Origin of the sequence: Rhizobium sp. CECT 9324 (assembly GCF_918741265.1) — a bacterium.
In the GTDB taxonomy this organism is placed as follows: domain Bacteria; phylum Pseudomonadota; class Alphaproteobacteria; order Rhizobiales; family Rhizobiaceae; genus Allorhizobium.
In genome coordinates this window covers 1,883,441-1,909,333 of sequence record NZ_CAKKMZ010000001.1, presented here as the reverse complement: position 1 = coordinate 1,909,333, position 25,893 = coordinate 1,883,441, and the positions used below count along the sequence as shown (strand labels likewise).

Below are 25,893 nucleotides of genomic sequence, written 5' to 3'. Positions count from 1 at the left end.
ACAGTTTGACGACAGATCTGTGACGGCTACCCTTCGTCCGCAGTCGCGTCGAGCGCCTCAAGCACCTCAGCCGCCAAGCTCCGGGTGATCCGCACGCGGCGGGCAAGCGCAAGCTTGTCCAAACGATCGACAACCTCCTGTGCTGCCGAAAAAGAACGCTCCATCCGTTGCACGATATAGCCGACAATCTTGTCATCGATATAAAGCTGGCGGTCGGCAAACAGTTTCATGATCACCTGGCCGAGCAGACCTTCATCGGGTGTACCGATCTCGACCACGGTCGCGGCCTTCAGCCGTGACCGCAGGTCGGCCAGCGAGACATTCCACGATGGCGGAAAGCTGCGCGAGGTGATCAGCAGCGCGGTGCCATGCTGCTTGACGCTGTTGATGACGTGAAACAGCTCGACCTCGTCGAATCCGTGGCGGTCCGCATCCTCGAACACCACCGGACCAAGGGCGGCCACAGCCGGTGCATCGCGCCCAGGCTGGGGATCGATATCCACCGCACCACTCTGCTGGCGAAAGATGTCGGCGAGGTGCGACTTGCCCGAGCCTGCCGGCCCGGTCAGCACGACGACCGGCGCTGGCCATTCGGGCCAGCTGTCGATCATGGCCACAGCTGCAGCCAGCCGTTCGGACACAAGCAGGTCGTCGCGGCCGGTCGCCGATCCATGATCGAAGACAAGCGGCAATTGTTCAGCGGTACCGCGCCGCTCTGTGGGCTTCCTGACGTCAGCCATTTACTTCTCTGTCGTCTGCGCCGGAATCTCGATCACCGGAGGCTTCGGCTCTCCGGCGATTTCAATCACCGCGCCGTAGTAGAGATCGCTCTCAAGATACCGCGACAGCGCGAACCGGACAAGCACGCCGACGGCTGCTGCCGCCGGAACCGCGACCAACACGCCGACAAAGCCGAACAGGGAGCCGAAAGCAAACAGGGCAAACATCAACCAGACGGGATGCAGGCCGACACTTTTGCCGACCAGTTTTGGCTGCAGGATATTGCCCTCGAGAAACTGGCCGAAGAAGAAGATACCGGCAATGAAGCCGATCCAGAGGTAGTCCGGCCAGAACTGGACGAGCGCCACGCCAACCGCCAGCAAAAGGCCGACCGTCGAGCCCACATACGGAATAAAGCTGATCAGGCCGGTGAAAAAGCCGATCAAAAGACCGAAATTCAGCCCGGCCAAGGACAGCGCAACGGCATAGAACAACCCGAGGATCAGGCAGAGCGAACCTTGACCACGAACAAATCCGGCAATGGTGTTGTCGAGTTCGGTCGCCAGTTTACGCACGGTCGCGAGCTGGCCGCGCGGCACCCAGCCGTCGACCTTTGCGATCATGCGATCCCAGTCGAGCAACAGGTAGAAGGCGACAACGGGCGTGACAACCAGAAGCGAAACGATGTCGAGCAATGCCTTGCCGGAATTCCAGATCTGCTCGACCAGCGTACCAAGAAAGCCGACGCCCTCGCTGATATAACGGGAGAAATTCCCCTTGATCGTATCCATCTGGCCGTTCAACCATTCCGGCAGCCAGGAGGCATTAGACGTGGCAATGAAGGTCTGCAACTGCGTCATGTAGCCGGGCACGCGCTCGATGAAATCATTCAACTGGCTGGCCAGGATCGGAATGATGATCATCAGCGACAGGGCGAAGACGATGACAAAGGTGACAAGGATGACGACAGTCGCCATCAGCCGGCTCAGTCCCAGGCGCTCAAGCCTGTCGGCCACCGGATCGAGAAAATAGGCAAGCGCCATGCCTGCAATGAAGGGCAGCAGGATCGAGCTGAACATCAAGAGGAAGAGAACGAAGACGACCAGTGCGACGAGCCAGAACATCACCTGACGCCTGAGGCCAATCCCGCTTATATACTTCGGCATGTCTGTTTCCCATTTTCATCCGTCGAACGTCATTTGTGCGACGCAACCGATCTTTCTCTAGCAGCAGATAGATCGCGCCGGAACCCTCGGTCAAGAATGTGACCTGCCGAGGGCCGGATCTCAGTCGCCTGCAGCAGAATTGGCAGGAAATCGGGGCCTAATTCTCGTCGCGGCTTGCATCTCCGGCCTCTTCATGCAATGGCCAGCCAAACTCTCTTAGGATCGGAGACACGGATGAGCCAGGCTGGCAAGAACGGTTTGACCTACAGTGATGCAGGCGTCGACATCGACGCTGGAAACCTGATGGTCGAGAAGATCAAGCCGGCCGTGCGTTCGACGCGCCGTCCGGGCGCTGACGGCGAAATCGGCGGTTTCGGCGGTCTGTTTGACCTGAAGGCAGCCGGCTTCAACGACCCGATCCTGGTGGCCGCCAATGACGGCGTCGGCACCAAGCTGAAGATCGCCATCGACGCCAATATCCATGACACGGTCGGCATCGATCTTGTCGCAATGTGCGTCAACGATCTCGTGGTCCAGGGCGCCGAGCCGCTGCTGTTCCTCGACTACTATGCCACCGGCAAGCTCGACCCGGACCAGGGTGCGGCGATCGTCCAGGGCATTGCTGCCGGTTGCCGCGAGGCAGGCTGCGCGCTGATCGGCGGCGAGACCGCGGAAATGCCGGGCATGTATTCGCATGGTGACTACGACCTTGCAGGCTTTGCCGTGGGTGCTGCCGAGCGCGGCGAACTGCTGCCGGCGGGCGACATTGCCGAGGGCGATGTGATCCTCGGCCTGTCCTCATCCGGCGTGCATTCCAACGGCTTCTCGCTGGTGCGCAAGATCGTCGAGCTTTCCGGCCTTGGCTGGGACGCCCCTGCCCCGTTTGCCTCCGACAAGACGCTGGGCGAAGCCCTGCTTGCGCCGACCCGCATCTATGTGAAGCCGTTGCTGAAGGCGATCAAGGAAACCAAGGCGCTGAAGGCGCTCGCCCATATTACCGGCGGCGGCTTTCCGGAAAACATTCCGCGTGTGCTGCCGAAACATCTTGCCGCCGAGATCGATCTGTCGTCGATCCGGGTCCCGGCCGTCTTCTCCTGGCTCGCCAAGACCGGCGGCGTGGCCCAGAACGAGATGCTGCGCACGTTCAACTGCGGGATCGGCATGATCGTCGTCGTATCGGCCGAAAATGCCGACACGGTCAAGGCCGCGCTTGAGGCCGAAGGTGAGACCGTTGCCCGTCTCGGACGTATGGTCGCGCGTGAAGACGGCGCTCATGGTACGATCTACAAGGGCACGCTCGCCCTATGAGCCAAGCCCGCAAGCGCATCGCTGTCTTCATTTCCGGCAGCGGATCGAACATGCTGGCGCTGGCAAAGGCCTGCGAGGCGTCGGACTTTCCGGCGGATATCGTCGCCGTGTTTTCCGACAAGCCAACGGCCGGCGGCATCGCCAAGGCTCAGGCGCTCGGCATTGCCATACATGTTTTCGAGCGCAAGGGCTATCCGAGCAAGACCGAGCACGAGGCGGCAATCCTTGCTGCCCTTGACGCGGTCGCACCGGATTTCGTCTGTCTGGCGGGCTATATGCGGCTGCTGTCAGGCGAATTCATCCAGCGCTATGAGGGCCGGATCCTCAACATCCACCCTTCCCTGCTGCCGCTGTTTCCCGGCCTGCACACGCATCAGCGTGCACTGGACGCCGGCGTGATGGTCGCCGGATGCACGGTGCATTTCGTTACCGAGGGCATGGACGAAGGTCCGGTGATTGCCCAGTCCGTCGTGCCGATCGTGCCCGGAGACACGGCCGATGATGTTGCGGCCCGCGTCCTGACCGTCGAGCATACGAGTTATCCCCTAGCCCTGCGCCTTGTCGCGGAAGGCAAGATCCGGATGCTTGCCGGCGGCAAAGTCGAACGCCAGACTTATGTCGGCGATCCTGCTGCAAAACTGATCAGTGCTTGAAACTCAGGCGTTCCACATGGCGCCCAGACTGCGATAGATCATGTAAACCGCCACGACAGAGACAACCGCCGCGAAAACGCGGTTGAGCGTGTTCTTGTGCGCGGCGAGCCGGCTTGAGACGAGCGTTCCAAGCAAGCCACCAATCAACCCACCGAAAATGAACTCGGCCGCCAGCGTCCAGTCCACCAGTCCCGACCAGGCATAATTGACTGCGGTCGCCAGCCCGAAGGCGCTGACTGCCAGAAGCGAGGTCCCGACCGCATTGATCATTGGCATGCCTGTTGCCAACATCAAACCCGGCACGATCAGAAATCCGCCACCGATACCGAAGAAGCCGGAAACGGCGCCCGTGACCAGCGCGACGGCTCCCGTTACCATGCACATGCGGAGATCCATCGGGCGCGGTGCGGCGGTGACCACACGTTTCGGACGGGCCATCAAGGCGGCAACCACGAGCATGATCAGTCCGAACAAAAGCAGCAGTCTTGTTCCGTCGACCGCCTTGCCCAGCGAAGACCCGCCCAGTGCGCCAATCACGCCCAAGACCGCAAACACCAGACCGCACCACCAGCGAACATGGCCCTTTGCAGCGTGACCGGCAAAATTGATCAGGGCATTGGCCGAGACCGCAAGCGCACCCGTGCCGATCGCGACATGCGGCTCGGAAACGCCGACGACATAGAGCAACAACGGGGTTGCCAGAATGGAGCCGCCACCGCCGAGAAGTCCGAGCGCAAAGCCGACGATTCCGCCGGAGCCAATGGCAGGAAGGAGGGTCGCGATCATGCGATTTTTCCGGCGACAAAGCGGTCGTGAATGACCATGCCCATCAGCATCGTCACGACGAAGAGCAGCGTAGCGCCGTAGCCCATCGACAGCGCGGCAACCGCCGGCCCCGGGCACAATCCGCCAAGCCCCCAGCCGATGCCGAAGATTGCGGAACCGAGAATCAGCGGCCGGTCGATTTCGGCTTTTGTCGGCAGGTTGAATTTGTCGGCCAGCACCGGACGCGCCATGATCTTGACGATCAGCATGCCGGTCATGGCGACCATCACGGCGCCGCCAAGCACGAACATCAGGCTTGGATCCCAGGCGCCGAAGATATCGAGGAAACCCTGGACGCGTGCGGGATCAAGCATACCCGACAGCGCGAGACCGAAACCGAACAGCGTTCCACATGCGATAGACGCAAGCGCTTGGGAATAGGGGGTTTTCATAGACTGCCTCGCATCAGAGTAACCGTGATCATGCCGGTCGCCAGAAATGTGATGACGGCGGCAAGCGAACGGGGAGAAAGCCGGGCAAGCCCGAGCACGCCATGGCCGCTGGTGCAGCCCGAGCCCATGCGCGAGCCGAAGCCAACCAAGAGGCCGGCGACGGCGATCAGCGGCAATGAGGCGGTGATGGTGACGGCCGGCCATTCGGCGAAAATCGCCATAAAGAGAACCGGGCCGAGCATCAGGCCGACAACAAAAGCGGCATTGATCAGAATGCTCGTGCCTTGGGCCAAACGCCCGACGATGCCGCTGATGCCCGCTATGCGGCCGTTCAGGATCAGGAAGAGGATCGCCGAAAGGCCGATCAGCGCGCCACCGGCCAGGGATTGCAGATACTGGGTCATTCGGTGATGTCCTCCGCACAAAAAATGGTAAACAGCGACGCGATCAACTGCGCGGTCTTCGCCTCGACGAGACGATAGAAAATCTGCTTGCCGTCGCGGCGGGTTTCGACGATCCCGGCCTCGCGCAGAACCGTCAGCTGTTGCGAGAGGGTGGGCTGATGCACGTCGAGTTCCTCCTCCAACTGGCTGACGGAATATTCACCCTGCACGAGGGTACAGACCAACATAAGACGGACAGGATGGGCGAGTGTCTTCAGGTGCTCCGCCACCTCCGTTGCCCGGTTCTTCATGATCTCCGGGCTCGGAATGACACGGTTTCTGGCTTCCAGCAGCTTCACCACGCACCTCCCTCCAGCGCATCGAGCGGGATCTTGAGATAACGACGGCCATTGTTTTCCGGCTCCGGCAGACGGCCACCGCGGACATTGACCTGCAGCGCATGCAGGATCAGCTTGGGCATGGCGAGCGTTCGGTCACGGGCCTGGCGCAGCTGGATGAACGCCTGCTCGTTGATGTTGGCGAGGTGCGCATTGGATCGTTTCTGTTCACCAACGGTGCTTTCCCAACGCGGATGCCGGCCGCCAGGTTGATAATCGTGGCCGGTGAAGACCCGTGTCTCGTCCGGCAGGGCAAGAATCTCCTGGATCGAAGTCCAGAGAACATCTGCGCTGCCGCCTGGAAAATCGGTGCGGGCCGTACCGCTGTCAGGCATGAAGATCGTGTCGTGCACAAAGGCTGCGTCGCCTATGACATACGTAATCGAGGCAAGCGTGTGGCCAGGCGAAAACATCACCGCGGCATCGATCGAGCCGAGCTTGAAACTGTCGCCCGGCTTGAACAGCCGATCCCAATAGGAACCGTCGGTCCGCAATTCAGGCCAGTTGTAGATATCCTTCCATAGCATCTGGACATCGACGACATGGTCGCCGATCGCCGTCTGGGCTTCGGTCTTCGACTTCAAGTAATGTGCTGCGGACAGATGATCGGCGTGCGGATGGGTATCGAGGATCCACTCCACGGTCAGCCCTTCGTGTGCGACATAGGCTAAAATGCGATCCGCGTTGTCCGTCGAGGTCCGTCCAGACTTTTCGTCATAATCCAGGACGGGATCGATGATGGCGCATTTGGACGTCTGCGGATCGGAGACGACATATTGCACGCTCCAGGTGCGCGGATCGAAGAAACCCTTGACCTGCGGACGGCGGGCGGCGCGGCGGTCGAGAAATGCCAGCGCCGCGGTCATGTCCATGCCATGGCGATCGCCGAGTGCCAGCACCTGATCACGCGTCATGCGGCCGTCGATGACTTCAATGATGGCGTGAAGCGCAAGCGCCCGATGCCCGGTGCGGCAATGCGCCAAAACCGGACCCTTGTCATGCCGGGCCATGGCCGCGCGAAAAGCATCAACATCGGCATCGGTCAACCCGGACAGGGTCAGCGGAATGAATATGTAGGACAGTCCCGCCTCGGCAGCGGCGTCTTTTTCGGCGCGCGTGCCGATGCCTCCCTCCTCGCCCTCCGGGCGCAAATTGACAAGGGCCGAAAATCCAGCCTCCCCCAGGCGTTCAATTTCAGCCGCAGATGGCTGCGCCGCAATGGAAAGATGATCGTTGATGCGCGTGGTGAACATGGCAATGTCCTCGGTTTATCAATATACATAATTACATATTGTATATTGACGGTTTGTTCAAGTCCTCTCCGTTATGGATTTTTTGCCGAGGGCGTATGGCGTGCATAAAGCAAAGATTAACCAAGATCGTACAACTTGAAACTGTCCCTCCCGCTCAGGACTACGTGATGATGTATGCGATCTGCCTCCGCCCGGCCTTCATGACCCTTGTGCTGCTCGCAACGCCGATTGCGGCCGTCTCGCAGGACCGGCTTTACACGTCTTCCGATGGTGCGGTGTCGTTCCAGGCCGGGCTTGGCATCGCCAACATCAAGGCTGGCGAATATGTCTATGACGGCGACCACAAGCTCAGCCAGCTCGACTGGGAGAGCAAGGGCGTGAAGGTCGGCACGCTCGGCACCGAGATCGAGCTTGGCTACAAGTGGCGCATGAAGGGTCGCATCGATGTCAGCATCAGTGGCAATGGCGAGATGGAAGACCGCGACTGGATGGATTATTCAAACGACGACTGGACCCATCAGTCGCTGCATCCGGACACAAAGCTCGGCCACTATGTCAACGTCACGATCGAGGCGGATCGCGCGCTGGTCGACAATGGCTCAACCCGCATCGCACTCGGCGGCGGCGCCGGCTATACCGACGCCAAATGGAAGTCCTATGGCGGCAGCTATATCTACAGTTCCAGCGCCAGCTCGCTCTACGACACCGTCGGCACGTTCGATCCCGATGAAAAGGGGATCAGCTATCGCCAGAAAATCCCGGTCGCCTATCTCAGTGCCAGCGCCGAGCAAAAAATCGGCGCGTTCAGCGTCTCCGGCAGCATGCGCGGCGGCATGGCCTTCGGCTTTGACGGTGTTGATGACCACTGGATGCGGGATCTGCGCTTCTTTGACGAGGTCAAGATAGCGCCGATGGTCGGGGCAACCGCCTCTGTCGACTATCGTTTCCTGCCGATGGCATCGATCTATCTGTCTGGCAGCTTCGACAAGATGTTCGAAGGCAAGGGCGACACGCGCGTGGTTCATACGCCGACCAGCCTGCAGGCGATCTATGCCGATACCGCCGGCGCCGACTATCAGGTGGTTTCGGTATCGATGGGCCTCAAAGGCCAGTTCTGAGGTCTGGCGGTCACCTCAGCCGGCGCTCATGCGCGCGCGGCCACTGCTTGAAGCGCCGCCCACTGCAAAAGCATGATGGTTTTCGCGTCGACAATTTCGCCGCGGACGATCATCGCAAGCGCTTCGTCGAACGGCAATTCGACGACCTCCAGGTCTTCCTTCTCCTCGGCAAGGCCGCCACCCGCCGCGACACGATCCGCCTCGACGACCGTGGCATAGAAGCTGTGCAGCTTCTCGGTGACGGACCCCGGCGACATATAGGGTGCGAATGCCTTTCGGACCGACGTGACCCTGTAGCCGGTTTCCTCAAAAGCCTCGCGGATCGCCGCCTCTTCTGCCGTCTCGCCATCGTCGATGAAACCGGCGGGAACCTCGAGCAGGAAAGGATGATCGCCCATCAGATGGGCGGGAATGCGCAACTGCCTGACCAGCGTCACGGTATTCGTCTCGACATTGTGCAGCAGGATGCCGGCGGCCTCGCTGCGATCGAAGACCTCCCATTCGAGGCGATGCGGCTTTCGACCTTCGCGGAAGAAATCGAAGGTGACGCGGCGCAGGTGGCTCCAGCCTTTCCACAGCGTCTTGTCCTCGACGATGGAAATGCTGCTCTTGTCAAAAATGCTCATGATGAAGTGTCTTGCCTGTTAAATCACGTTGTCGCCCGGATGCCTAAACCGTTCGGAGCCAGACCTTGTTGTCGTGGAAGGCCGCGCCGCCATGGGGAGCGGCGGCATCGGCACCGGTCAGGACGTTGATGCCCTCGCCGTTGAGATGGGACTTGTTCGGCCACAGGCCTTCGGCGACCAGAACGCCGGTCTTGACCGCCTCGGTCACCTTTGCATGGATGCGCAACTCACCACGCCCGTTGCCGATCCGGACGATGTCGCCGTCGTTTATGCCGAGAGCCACTGCATCGGCAGGGCTGACCATGACCTCGGGACGTCCCTCCTTGTCGCGCGAGGTCTTGGTCTCGGCAAAGGTGGAGTTGAGAAAGTTGCGCGCCGGCGATGTCGCAAGCCGGAATGGATGCTCGGCATCGGCAAGCTCGATCAGGTCGACCTGGTCCGGGAACACCGGCAGCGCCTTGACCGGGCCAAACGAGCCGAGCACGGCCGGCGGCTTGTTCGGCGCGGGCGTGCCTTCCCAGTCGGGCCTGAAACGGAACTTGCCGTCGGGATGGGCAAAGCCATTGAGGTAATGCGCATCCTCGAAGGCCGGCTGGCAGTCGAGCCACTTTTCCTCGGCCAGCGTATCAAAGTCCGGCTTGCCGCTGACATAAAGCATGCGCTCGATATGATCGCGCTCGGTCAAACCAAAGCCTGGACGGTCGGCCACCCCGAGCCGCCTCGCCAGTTCCTCGATGACGAAGAGGTTGGTGCGCACGGTGTCCGGCGCATCGACAAGCTTCGGCCCGAGCAGGATATGGCTCTGGCCGCCGCCGCGGTAGATGTCGTCATGCTCGACGAACATGGTCGCCGGCAGCACGATATCGGCAAGCTCCGCCGTCTCGGTCATGAATTGCTCGTGCACCGCGACGAAAAGATCGTCGCGCCGGAAGCCCTGCTTTACCAGCCGCTGTTCGGGCGCAACATTGATCGGATTGGTATTCTGGATGATCATGGCCGTCACCGGCCCGCGATGGCGCAGCGCCTCGGCGTCGCCGGTCAGCACCCGGCCGATCTGCGACTGGTCGAGCATGCGGATATCGGGATCGACCATGGCCGAGCCCATCAGCTCCGCCTTGTTCAGCTGGAAGATATCGCTGTTGGAGTGGAACGCGCCGCCACCTTCATGCTGCCAGGAGCCCAGGACCGTTGCGAGCGACAGGGCCGCATGCATGGACACCGCACCGTTGCGGCTGCGGGTGAAGCCGTAGCCGAGGCGAAAGAAGGTCTTGCTCGTTTGGCCGATATGGCTGGCGAAGGCTTCGATCTCCGCAACCGACAGGCCGGTAATGGCCGCGGCCCATTCCGGCGTCTTGTCCTTCAGATGCGCTTCGAGGCCGGCCGGGTCATCGGCGAATTTCGCCATGTAAGCGCGGTCGGCATAGCCGTCGCGGAAAGCGATGTGCATGGCGGCGCAGGCGAGCGCCGCGTCGGTGCCCGGCCTGACGATCAGTGCCATGTCGGCCTGCTTCATCGTCGGGTTGTCGTAGACATCGATAACGACGATCTTGGCGCCGCGATCCTTGCGGGCCTTGATCGCATGGGTCATCACATTGACCTGGGTCGCGACCGCATTGGTGCCCCAGATCACCACGCAATCCGACACAGCCATCTCGCGGGGATCAGGTCCCCGCAGGGTTCCGGTTCCCATCACATAGCCGGTCCAGGCCAGATTGGTGCAGATGCTGCCGAAGAAGCCGGAATAACGCTTGGCGTGGCGCAGCCGCTCGATCGAATCGCGCTGCACCAGCCCCATGGTACCAGCGTAGAAATAAGGCCAGACGGCCTCGCTGCCGTGCTTCTGCTCAGCCTTGACGAAGGCATCGGCTATCTCATCGAGCGCCGCTTCCCAGGTCACGTCCTGCCACTGTCCCGCTCCCTTGGCGCCCGCGCGTCGAACCGGCTTCATCAAACGTTCGGGATGATAGAGGCGCTCGGCATAGCGGGCGACCTTGGCGCAGATGACGCCGGCGGTGTAGCTGTTTTCCGCGGCACCGCGAACGCGGCCGATCCTGCCGTCCGGTGTCAGATCGACATCGAGCGCACAGGTGGATGGACAGTCATGCGGACAGGCCGTATGACCAACGGAACGATTGCGGATGGGGCTCTGGATATTCATGCCATTTTTATAGGGCATGGCGTGAGAGCTCAAAAGCCCCATTCGAACAAATCATCAAAGCCATCGGAACCGTTCATGAATTATCGCCACATCTATCACGCGGGCAATTTCGCCGATGTCTTGAAGCATCTCGTGCTGTCGCGGCTGATCGTCTATCTGCAGCAGAAGGACAAGGCGTTTCGGGTGCTCGACACCCATGCCGGGATCGGGCTCTACGACCTTTCCTCGGAAGAGGCGCAGAAGACCGGCGAATGGCTGGAAGGTATCGGCAAGGTCATCGATGCAGAGCTGCCGGCCAAGGTCGCCGAAATCATGCAACCCTATCTCGACGTGGTGAAAGCGCTCAACCCCGATCGGGAGCCGAATGGACCGCTGACGCTCTATCCCGGTTCGCCGAAACTGTCGCGTGATCTGTTTCGCCCCCAGGACCGGCTTTCGGCGATGGAACTGCATCCCGATGATTCCCGCGCGCTGGCCCGCCTGTTCGAGGGGGATTTCCAGGTTCGCGTGACCGAACTCGATGGCTGGCTGACGCTCGGTGCGCATCTGCCGCCGAAGGAAAAACGCGGCATCGTGCTGATCGATCCGCCGTTTGAAATCGAAGGCGAATACGAGCGGCTGGTCGAAGGGCTGGCCAAGGCACATCGCCGGTTTGCCAGCGGCGTCTATTGCCTGTGGTATCCGATCAAGAAGGGCGCACCGATCATCGCCTTCCATGACGCCTTGAAGGCGCTGGAGATCCCGAAAATGCTCTGCGCTGAACTGTCGATCAAGAGCGACCGCGACCAGACCGGCCTTTCCGGCACCGGGCTGATCATCGTCAACCCGTCCTTTACGCTGAAGGACGAGCTGCACGCGGCGCTTCCCGAACTGAAGCGCCTGATGGCGCTGGATCGTTATGCCTCGCATCGCTGCTTCTGGCTGCGCGGCGAAGACTGAGACCACGACCGGGAGGCAGCGATGGCCATGCGTTCCTATGCCGGATTTCTCGCGCTCGGCGCCTTGGTAATTGGGGCTGCGGTCTATGGTCTCGTTCCGCAAACGGCTCCGACCGGCAGCACAGCGGACACCGTCGCCCCGGCCCAGAAACCCGTTGTGACGCCATCGAAACCGAAGCAGGAAGTCTCGCAGTCGGGCACCAAAGCCGCAGTGCCTGAAGGCGACGGCTTCGACTTCTATGTCCTGTCTTTGTCCTGGTCGCCGACCTTCTGCCAATCCAATGGCTCGGCCCGCAACCGCGATCAATGCGGACCCGACAAGCGTTTCGGCCTGATCGTACATGGGCTTTGGCCGCAGTATGAACGCGGCTACCCAGAAAGCTGCCTGACCAGCCAGCCCCAGCAGGTGCCCATGGGCATGGGCCGTCGGCTGATGGATATCATGCCGGGCATGGGATTGATCGGTCACGAATGGCGCAAGCACGGCACCTGTTCGGGCCTTGCCATGGCGGACTATTTTTCCGTGCTGAGGCGGGCATTCGAAACAGTGCGCATTCCCGACGAGCTACGTCGGACAGGCTCGCAAAAGCGAATGTCGCCGCAGTCGCTCGAAGATGCTTTCATAAAAGACAATCCGGGGCTGGCGCGCTCGGCAGTGGCCGTCACCTGTGATAATCAACGACTCGACGAGGTCCGCATCTGTTTCAGCAAGGCGCTGGATTTCCGCGCCTGCCCCGAGGTCGACGCGAACGCTTGCCGCCGATCGGAGCTGACGATACCGCCTATCCCATAAGACAACGAGACATACTGGAAAACGCCGATGAAGCTGCTATTTGCTCCCGCCTCGCCCTATTCTTCGAAAGTGCGAATGGCGGCACGCCACCTTGGCATTCCGTTGGAGGACGTTCGGGTCAACACGGCGGAGAACCCATCCGAACTGTTGAACGCCAATCCGCTCGGCAAGATTCCGGCGCTGATCACCGATGACGGCGACGCCGTCTTCGACAGCCGCGCCATCATGCAATACCTGCACCGGATCGGTGGCAAGGCTCTCTATCCCAAGAAGGACAAGAAGCGCACCGAAGCGGAAGTGCTTGAGGCGCTGGCCGACGGCATCAGCGACTGCCTGCTGGCGATCGTCTACGAGAAGCGTTTCCGTCCGCCGGAACTGGTCAGCCAGGCGGCGATGGATCGGCAGTGGGAAAAGGTCAATCGCGGCCTGGACCATCTGGATGCGCATCTGCCGAAGATCGGCAAGAAACTGCATGGCGGCCATTTTGCACTGGCGGCCCTGCTTGGCTACCTGATGCTACGCTTTCCGGGCGAATGGGAAGGCGGACGGACCGCACTGACGGAATGGCCGGCCAAGTTCGCCAAGCATTTCGAGGCCTACCCGGCCCTGCGCCCCAAAGCCTGATCCTGAACCTGCAGCAGGACAACAAAAAAGCCGGGGCAAAACCCCGGCTTTTTCGAAGACTGCTGATCGGATGGATCAGAACTTGACGCCCATACCAACCTTGACGGAGTGGTCGTCGAAGCCCTTGGACACGGTGCCCGAGCTGAGTTCGAAATCACGCTTCTGGTAGTCCGAGTAGCGGTATTCGACGCGCGCAGTGATGTTGTTGGTGACCATGGCTTCAACACCGGCACCGACCGTGTAACCGGCAGCGATGCGTTCGTCGTTGGAAGCGCCGTCTTCCATCTCATGGTTGGCAACAGCCAGACCGGCCGTACCATAGAGCAGGAAGGGGTTCATGTCGTAACCAACGCGGCCGCGGATCGAGCCGTTGACGCCCTGGGTGCCGGTCAGAGCGGCACCGTTTGCTGCGGTGCCGGCGCTGCCGTCTTCGCCGTTGTAACCGAGGTCGGCTTCAGCACCGTAGACGATCTGGCCGTTCTGCATGTTGTAGCCGCCGTAAACCGAGCCGCCGAGGCCCTTGGCGTCGCGACCGCCGTTCGAACCGGTGAACTTGCCGAAGTCGTAGGTGGCGGCGCCGCCGAGGTAAGCGCCAGACCAGCTGCCGGCCGGGGCCGAGTAGCTTTCAGTCGCAGCCGGTGCTTCCGGGATCTGATCGATCGCGTCGGCAGCCTTAACAGCCTGGAAAGCGACGAGTGTGGTTGCAGACGCGATGAGCATCATCTTGAAGGTACGCATAAATAGTCTCCTTTCGGTTCTCGACCGCGCTTACGAATAACCAACGGCGGCCTGAACGATATCTTGGGTATTCCCTGCCCGTTCCGACTAAACAAATGGACGCCAATTGAGGAAATGAAAGAGCCGAAATGTGAATTGATTGTGGCATCCGCATGACGAAATTTGGATGTTGCTTCACCGCAACAGGGTATTTATTAACCTTAACAAATTCTTTACGTGAAAAATTGATGTTTATCCAAAATTATATTTGAGGATATTGAAGTACAAGCCGAATCAAATCACAGAGAACAATTTCAGAAGCGCTGTTCAATTTCTCCAACGACGCCATATATGCAGCGCAACACATCGATCACCAAGGTTAAACGCCATGCAGACGAGCATACCAAAAGCTGCCCTCGTGACCGGATCAGCAAAAAGACTTGGACGGGTGATTGCCGAGGACCTCGCACGCCATGGTTTTGCCATCGCTCTGCATGCAAACACATCAATCGGCGAGGCCGAGGCGTTAGCGGCCGCAATGCGGGCCGATGGACATCGTGTCGTGGCGCTCAAGGCAGACCTGACCGATGTCGGGGAGACCGCCTCCCTGATGAGCCGGGCAAATGCCGAAATCGGGCCGATCGGGTTGCTGGTCAACAATGCCTCCGTCTTCGAGCATGACGACGCCCACGAATTCGACGGCGAGCGATTCGCCCGGCATTTCGACATTCACGTCCGGGCGCCGGCGATCCTGTCGGCGGCGTTCGCCAACACCCTGCCCGATTCGTTGTCAGGCCTGATCGTCAACATCATCGATCAGCGTGTTCTGGCGCTAAAGCCAACCTTCTTTTCCTACACATTGTCAAAATCAACTTTGTGGACGGCGACCCGGACCATGGCCCAGGCTTTCGCGCCGCGCATCCGCGTCAACGCGATCGGACCAGGTCCAACGCTGATCTCGGATCGGCAAAAGCTTGAGGACTTCGAGGCCCAGGTCGACAGCCTGCCCCTCAAACGCGGCCCGTCCCTTGAGGAATTCGGCCGCACCATCCGCTTTCTTTTTGACACGCCATCGATCACCGGCCAAATGATTGCCCTGGATGGGGGACAGCATCTGATTTGGCCGGGATCGAACGGCGCGGAGATTGTTGAATGACCGGAGGAAAGCTGCCTGACGGCGGTGTTCTCTACGACGGAACCGAAGATGACGACGATGGCACCATCGTCGAGAGTGACGCTCTGCGCGTACCGCTCAGCATCGACTGGAACGAAGGCGATCTCAACGCCACCGATCTCACCGGCGCCGATCTGATCGCTGAATTCGTCAAGCAGTTGCCGAACAGTCCCGGCGTCTACCGGATGATGAACGGCGATGGCGACGTGCTTTACGTCGGCAAGGCGCGCAGCCTCAAGAAACGTGTCAGCAACTACGCCCAGGGCCGCCTGCATTCCAACCGCCTGACACGCATGGTGCGTGAGACAAGCCACATGGAATTCGTCACGACCCGGACCGAGGTCGAGGCGCTGCTGCTGGAAGCCAACCTGATCAAGCGGCTTCGGCCGCGCTACAATGTGTTGCTGCGCGACGACAAGAGTTTTCCCTATATCCTGATCACCGGCGACAGCCGGGCGCCGGCGATCTACAAGCATCGCGGCGCACGCGCCCGCAAGGGCGACTATTTCGGCCCGTTTGCCTCCGCTGGCGCCGTCGGCCGCACGATCAATTCGCTGCAGCGTGCCTTCCTGCTGCGCACCTGTACCGACAGCGTGTTCGAAACCCGGACGCGCCCCTGTCTTTTGTATCAAATCAAGCGATGCTCCGGTCCCTGTACCCGTGAAATCAGCGATGAGGGCTATGCTGAGCTGGTCACGGAAGCGAAGGACTTCCTTTCCGGCAAGAGCCAGAACGTCAAGGAATCGATCGCGCGCGCGATGAACGAGGCATCAGAAGAACTCGATTTCGAGCGCGCCGCCGTATTTCGCGATCGCCTTGCCGGCTTGTCGCATGTGCAGAGCCATCAGGGCATCAATCCCGCCGGAGTTGAGGAAGCGGATATCTTCGCCATCCATCATGAGGGCGGCCTGACCTGCATCCAGGTGTTCTTTTTCCGCACAGGTCAGAACTGGGGCAACCGGGCCTATTTTCCCAAGGCCGATCCGCAATTGACCAGCGCGGAAGTGCTGAGTGCCTTTCTGGCACAGTTCTACGACGACAAACCCTGCCCGCGTCAGATCCTCTTGTCAGAGGGGATTGACGAACAGGATTTGCTGGCTCTCGCTCTGTCCGAAAAGGCCGGATACAAGGTCGCCGTTCTGGTCCCGCAGCGCGGCGAGAAGAAAGATCTGGTCGAGCATGTCGTCGCCAATGCCCGCGAAGCGCATGGCCGAAAGCTTGCCGAGACAGCGTCGCAGTCGCGCCTGCTGCAGGGTCTGTCGGAAACCTTCGCCCTGCCCTATGTCCCACGCCGCATCGAGATCTACGACAACTCGCATATCATGGGCACCAATGCCGTCGGCGGCATGGTGGTCGCCGGGCCGGAAGGTTTCGTCAAGGGTCAGTACCGAAAGTTCAACATTCGATCGACCGACATCACGCCGGGGGACGATTTCGGCATGATGCGGGAGGTGATGACGCGGCGTTTCTCGCGACTGCTGAAGGAAGAGGGAAAACCGGACCGCTCGATCGCTCCCGACGACAGCGCCGAAGCGCCCTTCCCCGCCTGGCCGGATGTCATCCTCATCGACGGCGGCCAGGGCCAGATGAGCGCCGTGCGCAAGATCCTCGACGAACTCGACATCACCGACAGCGTGATTGCGATCGGTGTGGCAAAGGGCGTCGATCGCGACGCTGGCCGCGAGCGTTTCTTCGTCGCCGGCAAGCCGGATTTCACCCTGCCGCCACGCGACCCGGTGCTCTATTTCGTCCAGCGCATGCGCGACGAGGCGCACCGGTTTGCGATCGGCACGCATCGGGCACGGCGCAAGAAAGAAATGGTGAAGAATCCGTTGGACGAGATTTCCGGCATCGGCCCGACGCGCAAGCGCGCGCTGCTCCAGCATTTCGGCACGGCGAAGGCAGTTTCTCGCGCAGCGATGAACGACCTGATGGCGGTCGAGGGCATTTCCGAGACGGTTGCCCGGCTGATCTACAATCATTTTCACGAAAGCGCTGCCGATTGACGCCGCAAAGCGCAATTCGGCCGCAGAAAATGGTAAAAAGGAATCAGAATTCTTGAGTTGACGCAGCGAAGGCAAAACCGTCATCTAGGCGTCGCATCACTTTCCAAAGTCAGGGCATCATGGCATCGCGCGCATACAATATCCCCAATCTCCTCACCTACGCCCGCATTCTGGCCGTGCCGCTGATCGTCGTCTGCTTCTTTATCGAAGGGCGGCTGGAAAGTTCGGATTTTGCCAGGTGGACCAGCCTCGGCCTGTTCGTCGTCGCCTCCTTCACCGATTATCTCGACGGCTATCTCGCCCGCATCTGGAACCAGACCTCCAATATCGGCCGCATGCTTGACCCGATTGCCGACAAGTTGCTGATCGCGTCGATCCTGCTGCTGATGGCCGCCGACGGCACCATCGCCGGATGGTCGCTGTGGGCAGCCATCACCATCCTTTGCCGCGAGATCCTGGTTTCCGGCCTGCGCGAATATCTGGCAGCCCTGAAGGTCAGCGTTCCCGTCACCCGGATCGCGAAGTGGAAAACGGCCGCCCAGATGGTGGCGCTGGCCTTCCTGCTCGCCGGCCCTGCCGGCGACAAGATCCTGCCGTACACGACGGAACTCGGTATCACGCTGCTGTGGATCGCCGCCATCCTGACCATCTATACCGGCTATGACTATTTCCGCGCCGGCGCCAAGCATATGGTCGATTGAGATGGTCAAGCTCGTCTATTTCGCCTGGGTGCGTGAACGGATCGGCAAGGGCGAGGAAGAACTGGACCTTCCCGCCTCGGTGGTGACGGCCGGCGATCTGATCGCGCACCTGGCAACGCTTGGCGAAGGTTACGAATCAGCCCTGCAGTTCCCGAATGCGATCAGGGTTGCCATCAATCAGGAACATGTCGAGCACGACGAGGCGATCGCAGGCGCCAGCGAGATCGGCCTGTTTCCGCCGATGACGGGTGGCTGAGGTGACCGGCGCCCAGACCGTTGACCCGGCTGTTGTTCCTGTCATCCGCGTCCAGCGCGAGGATTTCGATCCGGCACTGGAAAGCAACAGACTGACGCAAGGCCGGCACGACATCGGGGCGCTGGTTTCGTTCGTCGGCCTGTGCCGCGACGAGGCGGGCAGCCTGCAGGCATTGGAGCTTGAACATTATCCCGGCATGGCGGAAACGGAGATGTCCCGCATCGCCGGACTGGCGATCAAGCGGTTTTCACTGCTCGGCTTGACGGCCATTCATCGGCATGGACGGATCGAACCCAGCGAACAGATCGTGCTGGTGATTGCCGCCGCCACGCATCGCCAAGCGGCCTTTGACGGCGCCAACTTCGTCATGGATTTCCTCAAGACGTCTGCCCCCTTCTGGAAGAAGGAGCATGGCAAGGACGGTACGAGCGGCGATTGGGTTGCTGCCAAGGATGCCGACGACACGGCCCGCGACCGCTGGGCCGCCGTCAAGGAATAACCCGCTCGCGACGGCTGAAGACCAGGACGGCGATAAGCGCCGAGATGATGACGGCATCGCGCCAGGCCATTGCGCCATAACCGCTCCACAGCGTTTCCGCCAAACCGACGGCCGCCGCTCCCAATGCCGAGCGCAGCGGCACCGATATGCCGCCGGCAGCGGCAATCAGCACAACCTTCAGGCCGAACATCATGCCGGCTCCAAAATCCATCGTGCCATAGACTGTGGTTGCCGAAAGGCCGGCTGCGGCCGCAGTCACGCTTGCGGCAACCAGTGACAGGACAAAGACCAGGTCGGCGTCAACGCCGCAGAGCCGCGCCGCCGCGGGATCCTGGCTGACGGCCTGCCACAACCGTCCGGCGCGTGACGTGGCCAGCAAAAGCTGCCCTGCAGCAATGATCGCCAGCATGATGGCGATATGAACGCACTGCATGATGGTCAGGCTGACCGAAAAATCGTCGAACTCGGCGAAGATGATGCGCTGATTGCCCATCGGCGGCAGCCAGAGCGTTCGCGTGTCCAGTGCCAACCGCGCCGTTTCCGACAGCAAAAGCACCACGGCAAGCGAGGCTACGATCACGGCATTGGGTGAACCTCTGTGCAGAGGCCGCATGACATGACGGGCAAACGTCCAACCCGCAAAGACCGTATAAGAAAAACCGACCGCCAATCCAAAGCCTAGGGCTGCGGGAAACACAAGAGTGAAGGCATTCCAGCCAATGTCGGTAAACAGCAGACAGATCTGCCCGGCGAAGGCGAACAGCGCGCCATAGGTGATATCGGCGCGGCGCGTGACACCAAATGCGATGGAATAGCCAAACGCGAGGCAAGCATAGAGGGCCGCAATCGGAAGCGCGTTCAACAGTTGCTGCAGCAGATAGGCCATTTCCCTCTCCTGTCACATTTATAACTGTCTAAACCTGTTTTACCAGTTATGTTACCAAGATGGATTTTTCCTGGACCCCACACCGTTTTTCCGGTGGAGCGCTGGCGCTTGACGTCGCCAACAGCGTCATACTCAGACACGACCCGGATCGCCGCCGCGATCGTTTTGCGGTCGCGCAACAGCTTGACGATTTTGCCGGTGTCGCGCCCTCGCTGTCGGCCGAGGGGCCTCAGTATGGGGCAATGACGCCGGTGCAGCCGGCAAACCGGCAGGCATTCCTGCATTTGCGCGAGGCGATCGATCGCTATTTTCGGGCACGCACGCTGGGGGTTGCGGAGCGCGGCTATCTCGCGACACTACTTGAAGCCACTGCCGAAAACCTGCGGCTGGCACCGTCAGAGCATAGCCTTGAATGCGGCACCGCGCGTTCGGCGCTTCGGCTGATCACCGAACCCGCACCGGACCGAATGAAAATCTGCGGCAATTGCGGTTGGCTCTTTCTCGACCGCAGCAAGAACAAGAGCCGTTTCTGGTGCGACATGGCCGTTTGCGGCAACCGTGCCAAGGCCAACCGACACTATCATCGGAAGAAGCTGGAGACGCGGCCATGAAGACGGTTGAGAAGGCATCGGTCTCATTGGCGCTTCTGATGGCAACAGTCACCGCTCTTTCCGGATGCCAGCGCGACGTTGACGACGAACCACTGAAAGTGTCCGGTCATGTTTTCGTATTCAATTACCGGGTGGCGCGGTCCACCTATCTGGTGACGCTTGCCAAGGAGGCGCCCCTGCCTAACGACAGCTTTGTCGAGGCACGTTTTGAGAACCCTGCGGGAGGAGCACCGCTGGTGACCCGCTCAAAAATATTCCCGCTCTGGGACAAGGTGTCGCTGGAAAGTCCGCCCGTACATTGCGTGGTCAAGGATCGACCCTATGCGGTCTCGATCCGTATTCTCGATGGCCAGAACACGCTGATCCAGCAGATCGAGACGACCGTGACATCGACGCTGGACCAAAGCGTCCTGCCAACGAAACCGCTGGTCGTCGGGCCGGTCTATACGCCCAATCCGGAGGTCTATCGGCCCGATGGTTCGGCGGATTATGGGGCGGAAACCGGATGCCCGGGCACGGCCTCGAAGGGCTGATACTGAGCCCTGCCCAACAAAAAAACCGGAGCGTTTCTGCTCCGGTTTGATCAATGCAATCAAGTCGCTAAGGCAGTAGCCTCAGGTTTTGATTCAGCCGACGATCTCGGTGTCGGAGAACCAGTACTTGATTTCTTCTGCAGCGGTTTCCGGAGCGTCCGAACCGTGAACCGAGTTCTCGCCGATGGAGAGAGCGTGGGTCTTGCGGATCGTGCCCTCGTCGGCATTGGCCGGGTTGGTGGCGCCCATGATTTCGCGGTTCTTCAGGATGGCGTTCTCGCCTTCGAGAACCTGAACGATGGTCGGGCCGGACGTCATGCCTTCAACCAGTTCGCCGAAGAAAGGGCGTTCCTTGTGAACGGCGTAGAAGCCTTCGGCTTCGCGGGTGCTCATCCAGACGCGCTTGGAAGCGACGACGCGCAGGCCGGCGTCTTCGAGCATCTTGGTGATGGCGCCCGTGAGGTTGCGCTTTGTTGCGTCCGGCTTGATCATCGAGAAGGTGCGTTCAATCGCCATCAGTCTCATCCTTGTTTGTGTCATCGGGAAAGTGGGCGGTATCTAACCGCCCCGAATCACGAAAACAAGGGGGATCTGCGAATTTCACAGCTCCGTCACAATGCGGGCTTTCGGGCAGAATGCTTTGTGGCGCACCAGTTTTCAAGCAATCGCCCGGGCAGCACCCTGATAAAGGTCCAGGCAACGCTCGAACCATCGTGCCACCGGATCATCTGAAGGAAGATGCAGCGAGCCGCTGGTGAGGCGCAGCCATTGCAGAGCGCCAAACAGGATATAGTCGGCGAACAAAGGTGCCTCACCGCCGATAAAGGGCTGGAAGCCGACCATGTGGCGCATCGGCATCAGCCGTTCCGGCAGGATCGCGATTGCCTCGTCACGGCTGGCCCTGACCTCTTCCAGCGTTTTGCCGAGCCGGGCTTCGCGGCTTGTGCGGAAATAGGCCTGGTCGTCCGGCGCAAGCATGGAATGGATGTCCGACAGGGCGATGCGAGTGATCACCGGATGCAGCAGGGTCAAAGCATAGCCTTCGACGAAACGGGCCAGCGCCTTGCCACCCTCGCCGCCGAACAGGCTGGGTTGGTCCGGATAAGTCTGTTCAAGATAGAGCGCGATCTGGAAGCTGTCGGAGATCAGTTCCTGGCCATCACGCAGGACAGGCACGGTCTTGGAAATCCCGCCTTCGATTTTCGGGATCGCGGTAAACGGCAGCGGTCGCTCCTCGTAGCTGAGCCCCTTATGGCGCAAGGCCATGACGATCTTCCAGCAATGGGGCGAGAAAGGCCGTGCTGCATCGGCGCCACAGAGAGAATATAGGGTGCGAGTCATGGTGTACTCCAAATGGAAATCGGAAACAGACAAGCCGAACAGGGTGACAAAATCAAATCAGCAAATTTCATCGGTCCCATCACACCGATAGAAGCAGTCTTCGGCTAGCATGAGGCAAAGTGTTAAAACTCGACGAGGCACAACATGGATCACTACCGGATGTTCGCCGCCTACAATGCATGGGCCAATACACTGCTCTACGAGGCCGCCGCGGATTTGACGGACGAGGAACGGGACCGGGATACCGGCGCGTTCTTCCGCTCTTTGTCTGGAACCCTGAACCATCTGGTGACCGCCGACCGGGTCTGGCTGCACAGATTTACCGGTCAAGGCCCGCAACCGACTTCGCTCGATGCGCGTGCTGCGGACACGTTTGCCGATCTTTGGGCCGCACGACGGACGGAGGATGCGCGCATAACAGCCTTTGCGGAAGGCCTGACACCCGAAGCGCTAGCTGCCACGTTTCACTATAGCCCGATCACCAAACCTGAACCCGTCTCGCATAAGCTCGGGCCGGCGGTGGCGCATTTCTTCAACCACCAGACCCATCATCGCGGACAAGCGCATATGTGCCTGACGGTTCTGGGTAGGCCATCACTCAGTCTGGATATGATCTATTTCCTGCGTAGCGCAGCACCCGTGTATCTCTGACAAAGGGCCGCATCGCTGCAATCACGGCCATATCACCTGCTGCGCGTGAAAAGCATGGGTTAACCGCGTTTGCTTGGATTTCGCCGGATTTAACCCTTTGACAAACGCATATCCGTTAGTCCTCAGGGCAACAAAGGGACATGGCGGGGGACGAAGTGAGCATGGAAGGGTCAAAGCAGCAAAGGCTTGCACGATCGGCAACGGCAACGGTCGATCCGTTGCCGAAGATTGCGGCGTATATGGCGCGCCACGGCATTGCCGGATTGCCGCGCAATTTCGAACTGGCTCACGAAGCCTTCAGCGGTCAAAACCCAGAGCTTGCACGTGAACTTGCAGCGCTTGGCGTGCAACCCAGCCAGCACAACCTCGACCAGCTTGGTCTCAAGCATCGACTTGCAGTACATTGCGGAGTGCAGGCGGAACGTCTTCACGCGGAAGCAGTGACGACACTTTCTCGGATCAAGGACCAGATCACGCTCGGCCTGACGCAGAAGCGCAGCTTCGCCCGGTCCGTCGAAACGGTGGCTGAGGCGGTCAAGGACGACCTGGGCCAGGGCATCGAGCAACTTTTGGGCGAACTCGATCTTCTGTCATCCGTCGCGATCCAGATGGTAAAGGCGGAAACCCAGTTGGTCCATGACATCGCAGCGGGCGTGGATGTGCTCACACAAGCGGACCGTGCGGCGCGGGCAGCAAAGGGGCTGGCGCTCCGCGATCGCCTGACGGGGCTGCCGAACCGTGCCGCCTTCTTTCAGCAGCTTGAGGACGTCTACGGCACCGCGAGCTCAGGTGCAGCACTAATCCTGATCGAGATCCCCGACCTTGCCGGCATCCAGCATCAATACGGTGAAGAGGCGGCAACCAAGTTGATCAGAAAGCTTGCCGCTATCTTCCGCAAGACGATCAAAAAGCACGATTACCTGGCGCGCATCGAGGTCGGCACGTTCGCATTCCTGTTCAGCGATGTCAGTGCAGACGATGCGCATGTCATCGCCGAGCGACTTTTCAGTGCGGCGGAAAACAACCTGGTATTCGCCACGGAGAACAGCCAGGACGCTGTTGGACTTGCGCTGGCGATCGGCCATGCACTGAGCGCCGAAGCCAATGACGGGCTGCAATTGCTGGTGCTTGCGGAGATAGCTGTGCAGGTGGCCCGTGCCAATCCACGCCAGCCGATCATCGGCCATCGCGCGACGAGCGGCAGGGTCGCCTGATCGCGGATCCGTTCACACGCTTGCCTTTGGCCGAAACATCGGCCAAAACGCCGCCATGATCACGATCAACGACATCTCAGCCCGCATCGCCGGGCGTCTGCTTATCGACCACGCCACGGTCTCCCTGCCTGCCGGTACCAAGGCCGGTCTGGTCGGCAAGAATGGCGCCGGAAAATCGACGCTGTTCAAAATCATCACAGGCGACCTGTCAGCCGAGACCGGCAATATCTCGATCCCGAGAAATGCCCGTATCGGTCAGGTGGCGCAGGAAGCGCCGGGCACGGAAGAATCGCTGATCTCGATCGTGCTTTCGGCCGACAAGGAACGGGCAGCCCTGCTGGCGGAAGCCGAGCATGCGACGGATCCACACCGGATCGCCGAGATCCAGACGCGGCTTGCCGATATCGGCGCGCACTCAGCCGAAGCGCGTGCCGCCACCATCCTGTCGGGCCTCGGTTTCGATCATGAGGCACAGCAGCGCCCGGCCTCGTCCTTTTCCGGCGGCTGGCGCATGCGCGTCGCGCTCGCAGGCGTGCTGTTCTCCGAACCCGACCTGCTGCTGCTCGACGAACCGACCAATTATCTCGACCTCGAAGGTTCGATGTGGCTGGAAGACTATGTGCGACGTTATCCGCACACGGTCATCATCATCAGCCATGACCGCGACCTCTTGAACACCGCGGTCAATTCGATCGTGCATCTCGACCAGAAGAAACTCACCTTCTATCGCGGCGGCTATGACCAGTTCGAACGGCAGAAGGCCGAAAACGACGAATTGCAGACCAAGGCCAAAGTGAAGAACGATGCGGCGCGCAAGCACCTGCAGAGCTTCATCGACCGCTTCAAGGCCAAGGCAACCAAGGCCAAGCAGGCGCAGAGCCGCGTCAAGGCACTGGAACGCATGGGCACGGTCGCGGCCGTGATCGAGGATCACGTCCAGCCGATCACCTTCCCCGCTCCGGAAAAGCAGCCGGCGTCGCCGATCATCGCCATCGCAGGCGGCGTGGTCGGCTACGAGCCGGGCAAGCCGATCCTGAAGAGCATCAACCTGCGCATCGACAATGACGACCGCATCGCCCTGCTCGGCTCGAACGGCAATGGCAAGTCGACCTTCGCCAAGTTCATTTCCGGACGACTTCAGGCCCAGGCCGGCGAACTGAAACTGGCCCCGTCCCTGAAGATCGGCTTCTTCGCCCAACACCAGCTGGACGACCTGATCCCGGACCAGACCCCGGTCGAGCATGTGCGGCGTTTGATGCCGACCGAACCGGAAGCCAAGGTTCGTGCCCGCGTCGCGCAGATGGGCCTGCTGACGGAAAAGATGGCGACGCCCGCCAAGGACCTGTCGGGCGGTGAAAAGGCGCGGCTGCTGATGGGCCTTGCCGCGTTCCACGCCCCCAATCTCCTGATCCTCGACGAGCCGACCAACCATCTGGACATCGACAGCCGCAAGGCGCTGATCGAAGCGCTGAACGACTACGAGGGCGCGGTCATCCTGATCAGCCATGATCGTCACCTGATCGAGGCGACCGTCGACCGGCTGTGGCTGGTCAACAATGGAACCGTGACCAGTTTCGACGGCGATATGGAAGAGTATCGCAGCCTGATCGTTTCGTCCGGCAAGAAGTCTGTCGAGAAGGAAAAGACAGACGTCGGTGCCGAGCAGGTCAACAAGGCAGAACAGCGCAAAGCCGCCGCAGACAGGCGCGCCAGTCTTGCTCCGCTGAAGAAAAAGATCAATGAAATCGAGTCCGTAACCAAGAAACTGGAGACGTTGATTCAGGCGCTTGATGCAGAGCTTGCGGATCCGGTGCTGTACGAAAAGGCCCCGGCCAAGGCTGCGGAAAAGGCCAAGCAGCGCGGCGAGGCAGCGGCCAAACTGTCGGCTGCCGAAGAACAATGGCTGGAGCTGTCCGCCGAATACGAGGACGGCATGGCCGGCTGATTGC

At 60.5% G+C, this 25,893-nt stretch carries 29 protein-coding genes; 16 read left to right on the top strand and 13 right to left on the bottom strand.

Annotated elements, in window-relative coordinates:
- Positions 1–26: 26 nt before the first annotated feature.
- Complete coding sequence (gene hdaA, locus LQ231_RS09455; protein ID WP_230171166.1) at positions 27–740, bottom strand: DnaA regulatory inactivator HdaA; 714 nt, start codon at positions 738–740, stop codon at positions 27–29.
- Positions 741–1,886 carry an AI-2E family transporter gene (locus LQ231_RS09450; RefSeq protein WP_230171165.1) on the bottom strand — a complete coding sequence of 382 codons (1,146 nt, stop codon included), beginning with the start codon at positions 1,884–1,886 and terminating at the stop codon, positions 741–743.
- Positions 1,887–2,120: 234 nt separating this feature from the next.
- On the opposite strand from LQ231_RS09450, the gene purM reads away from it, so the two are divergent.
- Complete coding sequence (gene purM / locus LQ231_RS09445) at positions 2,121–3,194, top strand: phosphoribosylformylglycinamidine cyclo-ligase (RefSeq protein ID WP_230171164.1); 1,074 nt, start codon at positions 2,121–2,123, stop codon at positions 3,192–3,194.
- Positions 3,191–3,847 (top strand): phosphoribosylglycinamide formyltransferase, encoded by a 657-nt coding sequence (gene purN, locus LQ231_RS09440; RefSeq protein WP_230171163.1) that lies wholly within the window; start codon positions 3,191–3,193, stop codon positions 3,845–3,847. Before purM ends, purN begins: the two co-directional genes overlap by 4 nt.
- Before the next feature lie 3 nt (positions 3,848–3,850).
- Here purN and LQ231_RS09435 read toward each other — a convergent pair whose 3' ends face one another.
- The 5 genes from LQ231_RS09435 to blh are packed head-to-tail and all read right to left on the bottom strand — an operon-like array spanning position 3,851 to position 7,098.
- Complete coding sequence (locus LQ231_RS09435; RefSeq protein ID WP_230171162.1) at positions 3,851–4,633, bottom strand: sulfite exporter TauE/SafE family protein; 783 nt, start codon at positions 4,631–4,633, stop codon at positions 3,851–3,853.
- Positions 4,630–5,064, bottom strand: a complete 435-nt coding sequence (locus tag LQ231_RS09430; protein WP_230171161.1) for a YeeE/YedE family protein — start codon at positions 5,062–5,064, stop codon at positions 4,630–4,632. The genes LQ231_RS09435 and LQ231_RS09430 overlap by 4 nt, the downstream gene beginning before the upstream one ends.
- Positions 5,061–5,468, bottom strand: a complete 408-nt coding sequence (locus LQ231_RS09425; RefSeq protein ID WP_230171160.1) for a YeeE/YedE family protein — start codon at positions 5,466–5,468, stop codon at positions 5,061–5,063. Before LQ231_RS09425 ends, LQ231_RS09430 begins: the two co-directional genes overlap by 4 nt.
- Positions 5,465–5,758: a sulfite-sensing transcriptional repressor BigR gene (gene bigR / locus LQ231_RS09420; protein WP_230173300.1), complete on the bottom strand. Its 294-nt coding sequence runs from the start codon at positions 5,756–5,758 to the stop codon at positions 5,465–5,467. The genes LQ231_RS09425 and bigR overlap by 4 nt, the downstream gene beginning before the upstream one ends.
- A gap of 44 nt (positions 5,759–5,802) precedes the next feature.
- Positions 5,803–7,098 carry a bifunctional sulfur transferase/dioxygenase Blh gene (blh, locus tag LQ231_RS09415; protein WP_230171159.1) on the bottom strand — a complete coding sequence of 432 codons (1,296 nt, stop codon included), beginning with the start codon at positions 7,096–7,098 and terminating at the stop codon, positions 5,803–5,805.
- A 167-nt stretch (positions 7,099–7,265) separates the two neighbouring features.
- Here blh and LQ231_RS09410 point away from each other — a divergent pair, with 167 nt between their 5' ends.
- The gene (locus tag LQ231_RS09410; RefSeq protein WP_230171158.1) at positions 7,266–8,216 is read left to right on the top strand and encodes an omptin family outer membrane protease; all 951 of its coding nucleotides are present in this window, start codon (positions 7,266–7,268) and stop codon (positions 8,214–8,216) included.
- Between the two features lie 26 nt (positions 8,217–8,242).
- Here LQ231_RS09410 and LQ231_RS09405 read toward each other — a convergent pair whose 3' ends face one another.
- Both LQ231_RS09405 and LQ231_RS09400 read right to left on the bottom strand, forming a co-directional pair.
- Positions 8,243–8,842 (bottom strand): NUDIX domain-containing protein, encoded by a 600-nt coding sequence (locus tag LQ231_RS09405; RefSeq protein WP_230171157.1) that lies wholly within the window; start codon positions 8,840–8,842, stop codon positions 8,243–8,245.
- Positions 8,843–8,885: 43 nt separating this feature from the next.
- Positions 8,886–11,000 (bottom strand): molybdopterin oxidoreductase family protein, encoded by a 2,115-nt coding sequence (locus tag LQ231_RS09400; protein ID WP_230171156.1) that lies wholly within the window; start codon positions 10,998–11,000, stop codon positions 8,886–8,888.
- 75 nt (positions 11,001–11,075) lie between these two features.
- On the opposite strand from LQ231_RS09400, the gene LQ231_RS09395 reads away from it, so the two are divergent.
- Genes LQ231_RS09395 through LQ231_RS09385 form a run of 3 tightly spaced genes read left to right on the top strand, consistent with a single transcriptional unit; the run spans position 11,076 to position 13,355 of the window.
- On the top strand, positions 11,076–11,939 hold the full coding sequence (locus LQ231_RS09395; protein WP_230171155.1) for a 23S rRNA (adenine(2030)-N(6))-methyltransferase RlmJ: 864 nt from the start codon (positions 11,076–11,078) through the stop codon (positions 11,937–11,939).
- 21 nt (positions 11,940–11,960) lie between these two features.
- A complete protein-coding gene (locus LQ231_RS09390; RefSeq protein ID WP_230171154.1) occupies positions 11,961–12,731 on the top strand; it encodes a ribonuclease T(2) in 771 nt (256 codons plus the stop codon).
- A 27-nt stretch (positions 12,732–12,758) separates the two neighbouring features.
- Complete coding sequence (locus tag LQ231_RS09385; RefSeq protein ID WP_230171153.1) at positions 12,759–13,355, top strand: glutathione S-transferase; 597 nt, start codon at positions 12,759–12,761, stop codon at positions 13,353–13,355.
- 75 nt (positions 13,356–13,430) lie between these two features.
- Here LQ231_RS09385 and LQ231_RS09380 read toward each other — a convergent pair whose 3' ends face one another.
- The gene (locus LQ231_RS09380) at positions 13,431–14,078 is read right to left on the bottom strand and encodes an outer membrane protein (RefSeq protein ID WP_230173299.1); all 648 of its coding nucleotides are present in this window, start codon (positions 14,076–14,078) and stop codon (positions 13,431–13,433) included.
- A gap of 382 nt (positions 14,079–14,460) precedes the next feature.
- Here LQ231_RS09380 and LQ231_RS09375 point away from each other — a divergent pair, with 382 nt between their 5' ends.
- The 5 genes from LQ231_RS09375 (at position 14,461) to LQ231_RS09355 (ending at position 18,708) form a co-directional block, all read left to right on the top strand.
- A complete protein-coding gene (locus tag LQ231_RS09375; protein WP_230171152.1) occupies positions 14,461–15,228 on the top strand; it encodes an SDR family oxidoreductase in 768 nt (255 codons plus the stop codon).
- A complete protein-coding gene (gene uvrC / locus LQ231_RS09370; RefSeq protein WP_230171151.1) occupies positions 15,225–17,252 on the top strand; it encodes an excinuclease ABC subunit UvrC in 2,028 nt (675 codons plus the stop codon). Before LQ231_RS09375 ends, uvrC begins: the two co-directional genes overlap by 4 nt.
- Before the next feature lie 119 nt (positions 17,253–17,371).
- Positions 17,372–17,953, top strand: a complete 582-nt coding sequence (gene pgsA / locus LQ231_RS09365; protein WP_007608954.1) for a CDP-diacylglycerol--glycerol-3-phosphate 3-phosphatidyltransferase — start codon at positions 17,372–17,374, stop codon at positions 17,951–17,953.
- A 1-nt stretch (position 17,954) separates the two neighbouring features.
- Positions 17,955–18,209, top strand: a complete 255-nt coding sequence (gene moaD / locus LQ231_RS09360; RefSeq protein ID WP_113140906.1) for a molybdopterin converting factor subunit 1 — start codon at positions 17,955–17,957, stop codon at positions 18,207–18,209.
- A gap of 1 nt (position 18,210) precedes the next feature.
- On the top strand, positions 18,211–18,708 hold the full coding sequence (locus tag LQ231_RS09355; RefSeq protein WP_230171150.1) for a molybdenum cofactor biosynthesis protein MoaE: 498 nt from the start codon (positions 18,211–18,213) through the stop codon (positions 18,706–18,708).
- Here the strand turns inward: LQ231_RS09355 and LQ231_RS09350 are convergent.
- Positions 18,698–19,594 (bottom strand): branched-chain amino acid ABC transporter permease, encoded by an 897-nt coding sequence (locus LQ231_RS09350; protein WP_230171149.1) that lies wholly within the window; start codon positions 19,592–19,594, stop codon positions 18,698–18,700. The genes LQ231_RS09355 and LQ231_RS09350 overlap by 11 nt on opposite strands.
- A 59-nt stretch (positions 19,595–19,653) precedes the next feature.
- Here LQ231_RS09350 and LQ231_RS09345 point away from each other — a divergent pair, with 59 nt between their 5' ends.
- Both LQ231_RS09345 and LQ231_RS09340 read left to right on the top strand, forming a co-directional pair.
- A complete protein-coding gene (locus tag LQ231_RS09345) occupies positions 19,654–20,205 on the top strand; it encodes a CGNR zinc finger domain-containing protein (protein WP_230171148.1) in 552 nt (183 codons plus the stop codon).
- Positions 20,202–20,738 carry a hypothetical protein gene (locus tag LQ231_RS09340; RefSeq protein ID WP_230171147.1) on the top strand — a complete coding sequence of 179 codons (537 nt, stop codon included), beginning with the start codon at positions 20,202–20,204 and terminating at the stop codon, positions 20,736–20,738. The genes LQ231_RS09345 and LQ231_RS09340 overlap by 4 nt, the downstream gene beginning before the upstream one ends.
- Positions 20,739–20,831: 93 nt before the next feature.
- Here LQ231_RS09340 and ndk read toward each other — a convergent pair whose 3' ends face one another.
- Positions 20,832–21,254 carry a nucleoside-diphosphate kinase gene (gene ndk, locus LQ231_RS09335; protein ID WP_007608969.1) on the bottom strand — a complete coding sequence of 141 codons (423 nt, stop codon included), beginning with the start codon at positions 21,252–21,254 and terminating at the stop codon, positions 20,832–20,834.
- 141 nt (positions 21,255–21,395) lie between these two features.
- On the bottom strand, positions 21,396–22,079 hold the full coding sequence (locus tag LQ231_RS09330; protein ID WP_230171146.1) for a glutathione S-transferase family protein: 684 nt from the start codon (positions 22,077–22,079) through the stop codon (positions 21,396–21,398).
- A 144-nt stretch (positions 22,080–22,223) separates the two neighbouring features.
- Here LQ231_RS09330 and LQ231_RS09325 point away from each other — a divergent pair, with 144 nt between their 5' ends.
- From LQ231_RS09325 to abc-f, 3 genes are all read left to right on the top strand, one after another.
- Entirely contained in the window at positions 22,224–22,730 is a 507-nt protein-coding gene (locus LQ231_RS09325; protein ID WP_113141074.1) for a DinB family protein, read from the top strand.
- 161 nt (positions 22,731–22,891) lie between these two features.
- The gene (locus tag LQ231_RS09320) at positions 22,892–23,944 is read left to right on the top strand and encodes a GGDEF domain-containing protein (protein WP_230171145.1); all 1,053 of its coding nucleotides are present in this window, start codon (positions 22,892–22,894) and stop codon (positions 23,942–23,944) included.
- 55 nt (positions 23,945–23,999) lie between these two features.
- Positions 24,000–25,889: a ribosomal protection-like ABC-F family protein gene (abc-f, locus tag LQ231_RS09315; protein ID WP_230171144.1), complete on the top strand. Its 1,890-nt coding sequence runs from the start codon at positions 24,000–24,002 to the stop codon at positions 25,887–25,889.
- Positions 25,890–25,893 lie beyond the last annotated feature (4 nt).

Excerpts from the sequence above, each read along its gene's own strand:
- LQ231_RS09400 (WP_230171156.1), bottom strand. The coding sequence starts at position 11,000 with ATGAATATCCAGAGCCCCATCCGCAATCGTTCCGTTGGTCATACGGCC.
- pgsA (WP_007608954.1), top strand. The coding sequence starts at position 17,372 with ATGGCATCGCGCGCATACAATATCCCCAATCTCCTCACCTACGCCCGC.
- purM (WP_230171164.1), top strand. The coding sequence starts at position 2,121 with ATGAGCCAGGCTGGCAAGAACGGTTTGACCTACAGTGATGCAGGCGTC.
- LQ231_RS09380 (WP_230173299.1), bottom strand. The coding sequence starts at position 14,078 with ATGATGCTCATCGCGTCTGCAACCACACTCGTCGCTTTCCAGGCTGTT.
- LQ231_RS09390 (WP_230171154.1), top strand. The coding sequence starts at position 11,961 with ATGGCCATGCGTTCCTATGCCGGATTTCTCGCGCTCGGCGCCTTGGTA.
- LQ231_RS09330 (WP_230171146.1), bottom strand. The coding sequence starts at position 22,079 with ATGACTCGCACCCTATATTCTCTCTGTGGCGCCGATGCAGCACGGCCT.
- LQ231_RS09430 (WP_230171161.1), bottom strand. The coding sequence starts at position 5,064 with ATGAAAACCCCCTATTCCCAAGCGCTTGCGTCTATCGCATGTGGAACG.
- LQ231_RS09320 (WP_230171145.1), top strand. The coding sequence starts at position 22,892 with ATGGAAGGGTCAAAGCAGCAAAGGCTTGCACGATCGGCAACGGCAACG.
- uvrC (WP_230171151.1), top strand. The coding sequence starts at position 15,225 with ATGACCGGAGGAAAGCTGCCTGACGGCGGTGTTCTCTACGACGGAACC.
- LQ231_RS09375 (WP_230171152.1), top strand. The coding sequence starts at position 14,461 with ATGCAGACGAGCATACCAAAAGCTGCCCTCGTGACCGGATCAGCAAAA.
- LQ231_RS09410 (WP_230171158.1), top strand. The coding sequence starts at position 7,266 with ATGATGTATGCGATCTGCCTCCGCCCGGCCTTCATGACCCTTGTGCTG.
- LQ231_RS09450 (WP_230171165.1), bottom strand. The coding sequence starts at position 1,886 with ATGCCGAAGTATATAAGCGGGATTGGCCTCAGGCGTCAGGTGATGTTC.
- LQ231_RS09345 (WP_230171148.1), top strand. The coding sequence starts at position 19,654 with ATGGATTTTTCCTGGACCCCACACCGTTTTTCCGGTGGAGCGCTGGCG.
- blh (WP_230171159.1), bottom strand. The coding sequence starts at position 7,098 with ATGTTCACCACGCGCATCAACGATCATCTTTCCATTGCGGCGCAGCCA.
- LQ231_RS09340 (WP_230171147.1), top strand. The coding sequence starts at position 20,202 with ATGAAGACGGTTGAGAAGGCATCGGTCTCATTGGCGCTTCTGATGGCA.
- LQ231_RS09325 (WP_113141074.1), top strand. The coding sequence starts at position 22,224 with ATGGATCACTACCGGATGTTCGCCGCCTACAATGCATGGGCCAATACA.
- hdaA (WP_230171166.1), bottom strand. The coding sequence starts at position 740 with ATGGCTGACGTCAGGAAGCCCACAGAGCGGCGCGGTACCGCTGAACAA.
- LQ231_RS09350 (WP_230171149.1), bottom strand. The coding sequence starts at position 19,594 with ATGGCCTATCTGCTGCAGCAACTGTTGAACGCGCTTCCGATTGCGGCC.
- LQ231_RS09395 (WP_230171155.1), top strand. The coding sequence starts at position 11,076 with ATGAATTATCGCCACATCTATCACGCGGGCAATTTCGCCGATGTCTTG.
- LQ231_RS09425 (WP_230171160.1), bottom strand. The coding sequence starts at position 5,468 with ATGACCCAGTATCTGCAATCCCTGGCCGGTGGCGCGCTGATCGGCCTT.
- ndk (WP_007608969.1), bottom strand. The coding sequence starts at position 21,254 with ATGGCGATTGAACGCACCTTCTCGATGATCAAGCCGGACGCAACAAAG.
- abc-f (WP_230171144.1), top strand. The coding sequence starts at position 24,000 with ATGATCACGATCAACGACATCTCAGCCCGCATCGCCGGGCGTCTGCTT.
- LQ231_RS09435 (WP_230171162.1), bottom strand. The coding sequence starts at position 4,633 with ATGATCGCGACCCTCCTTCCTGCCATTGGCTCCGGCGGAATCGTCGGC.
- moaD (WP_113140906.1), top strand. The coding sequence starts at position 17,955 with ATGGTCAAGCTCGTCTATTTCGCCTGGGTGCGTGAACGGATCGGCAAG.
- purN (WP_230171163.1), top strand. The coding sequence starts at position 3,191 with ATGAGCCAAGCCCGCAAGCGCATCGCTGTCTTCATTTCCGGCAGCGGA.
- LQ231_RS09405 (WP_230171157.1), bottom strand. The coding sequence starts at position 8,842 with ATGAGCATTTTTGACAAGAGCAGCATTTCCATCGTCGAGGACAAGACG.
- LQ231_RS09385 (WP_230171153.1), top strand. The coding sequence starts at position 12,759 with ATGAAGCTGCTATTTGCTCCCGCCTCGCCCTATTCTTCGAAAGTGCGA.
- bigR (WP_230173300.1), bottom strand. The coding sequence starts at position 5,758 with ATGAAGAACCGGGCAACGGAGGTGGCGGAGCACCTGAAGACACTCGCC.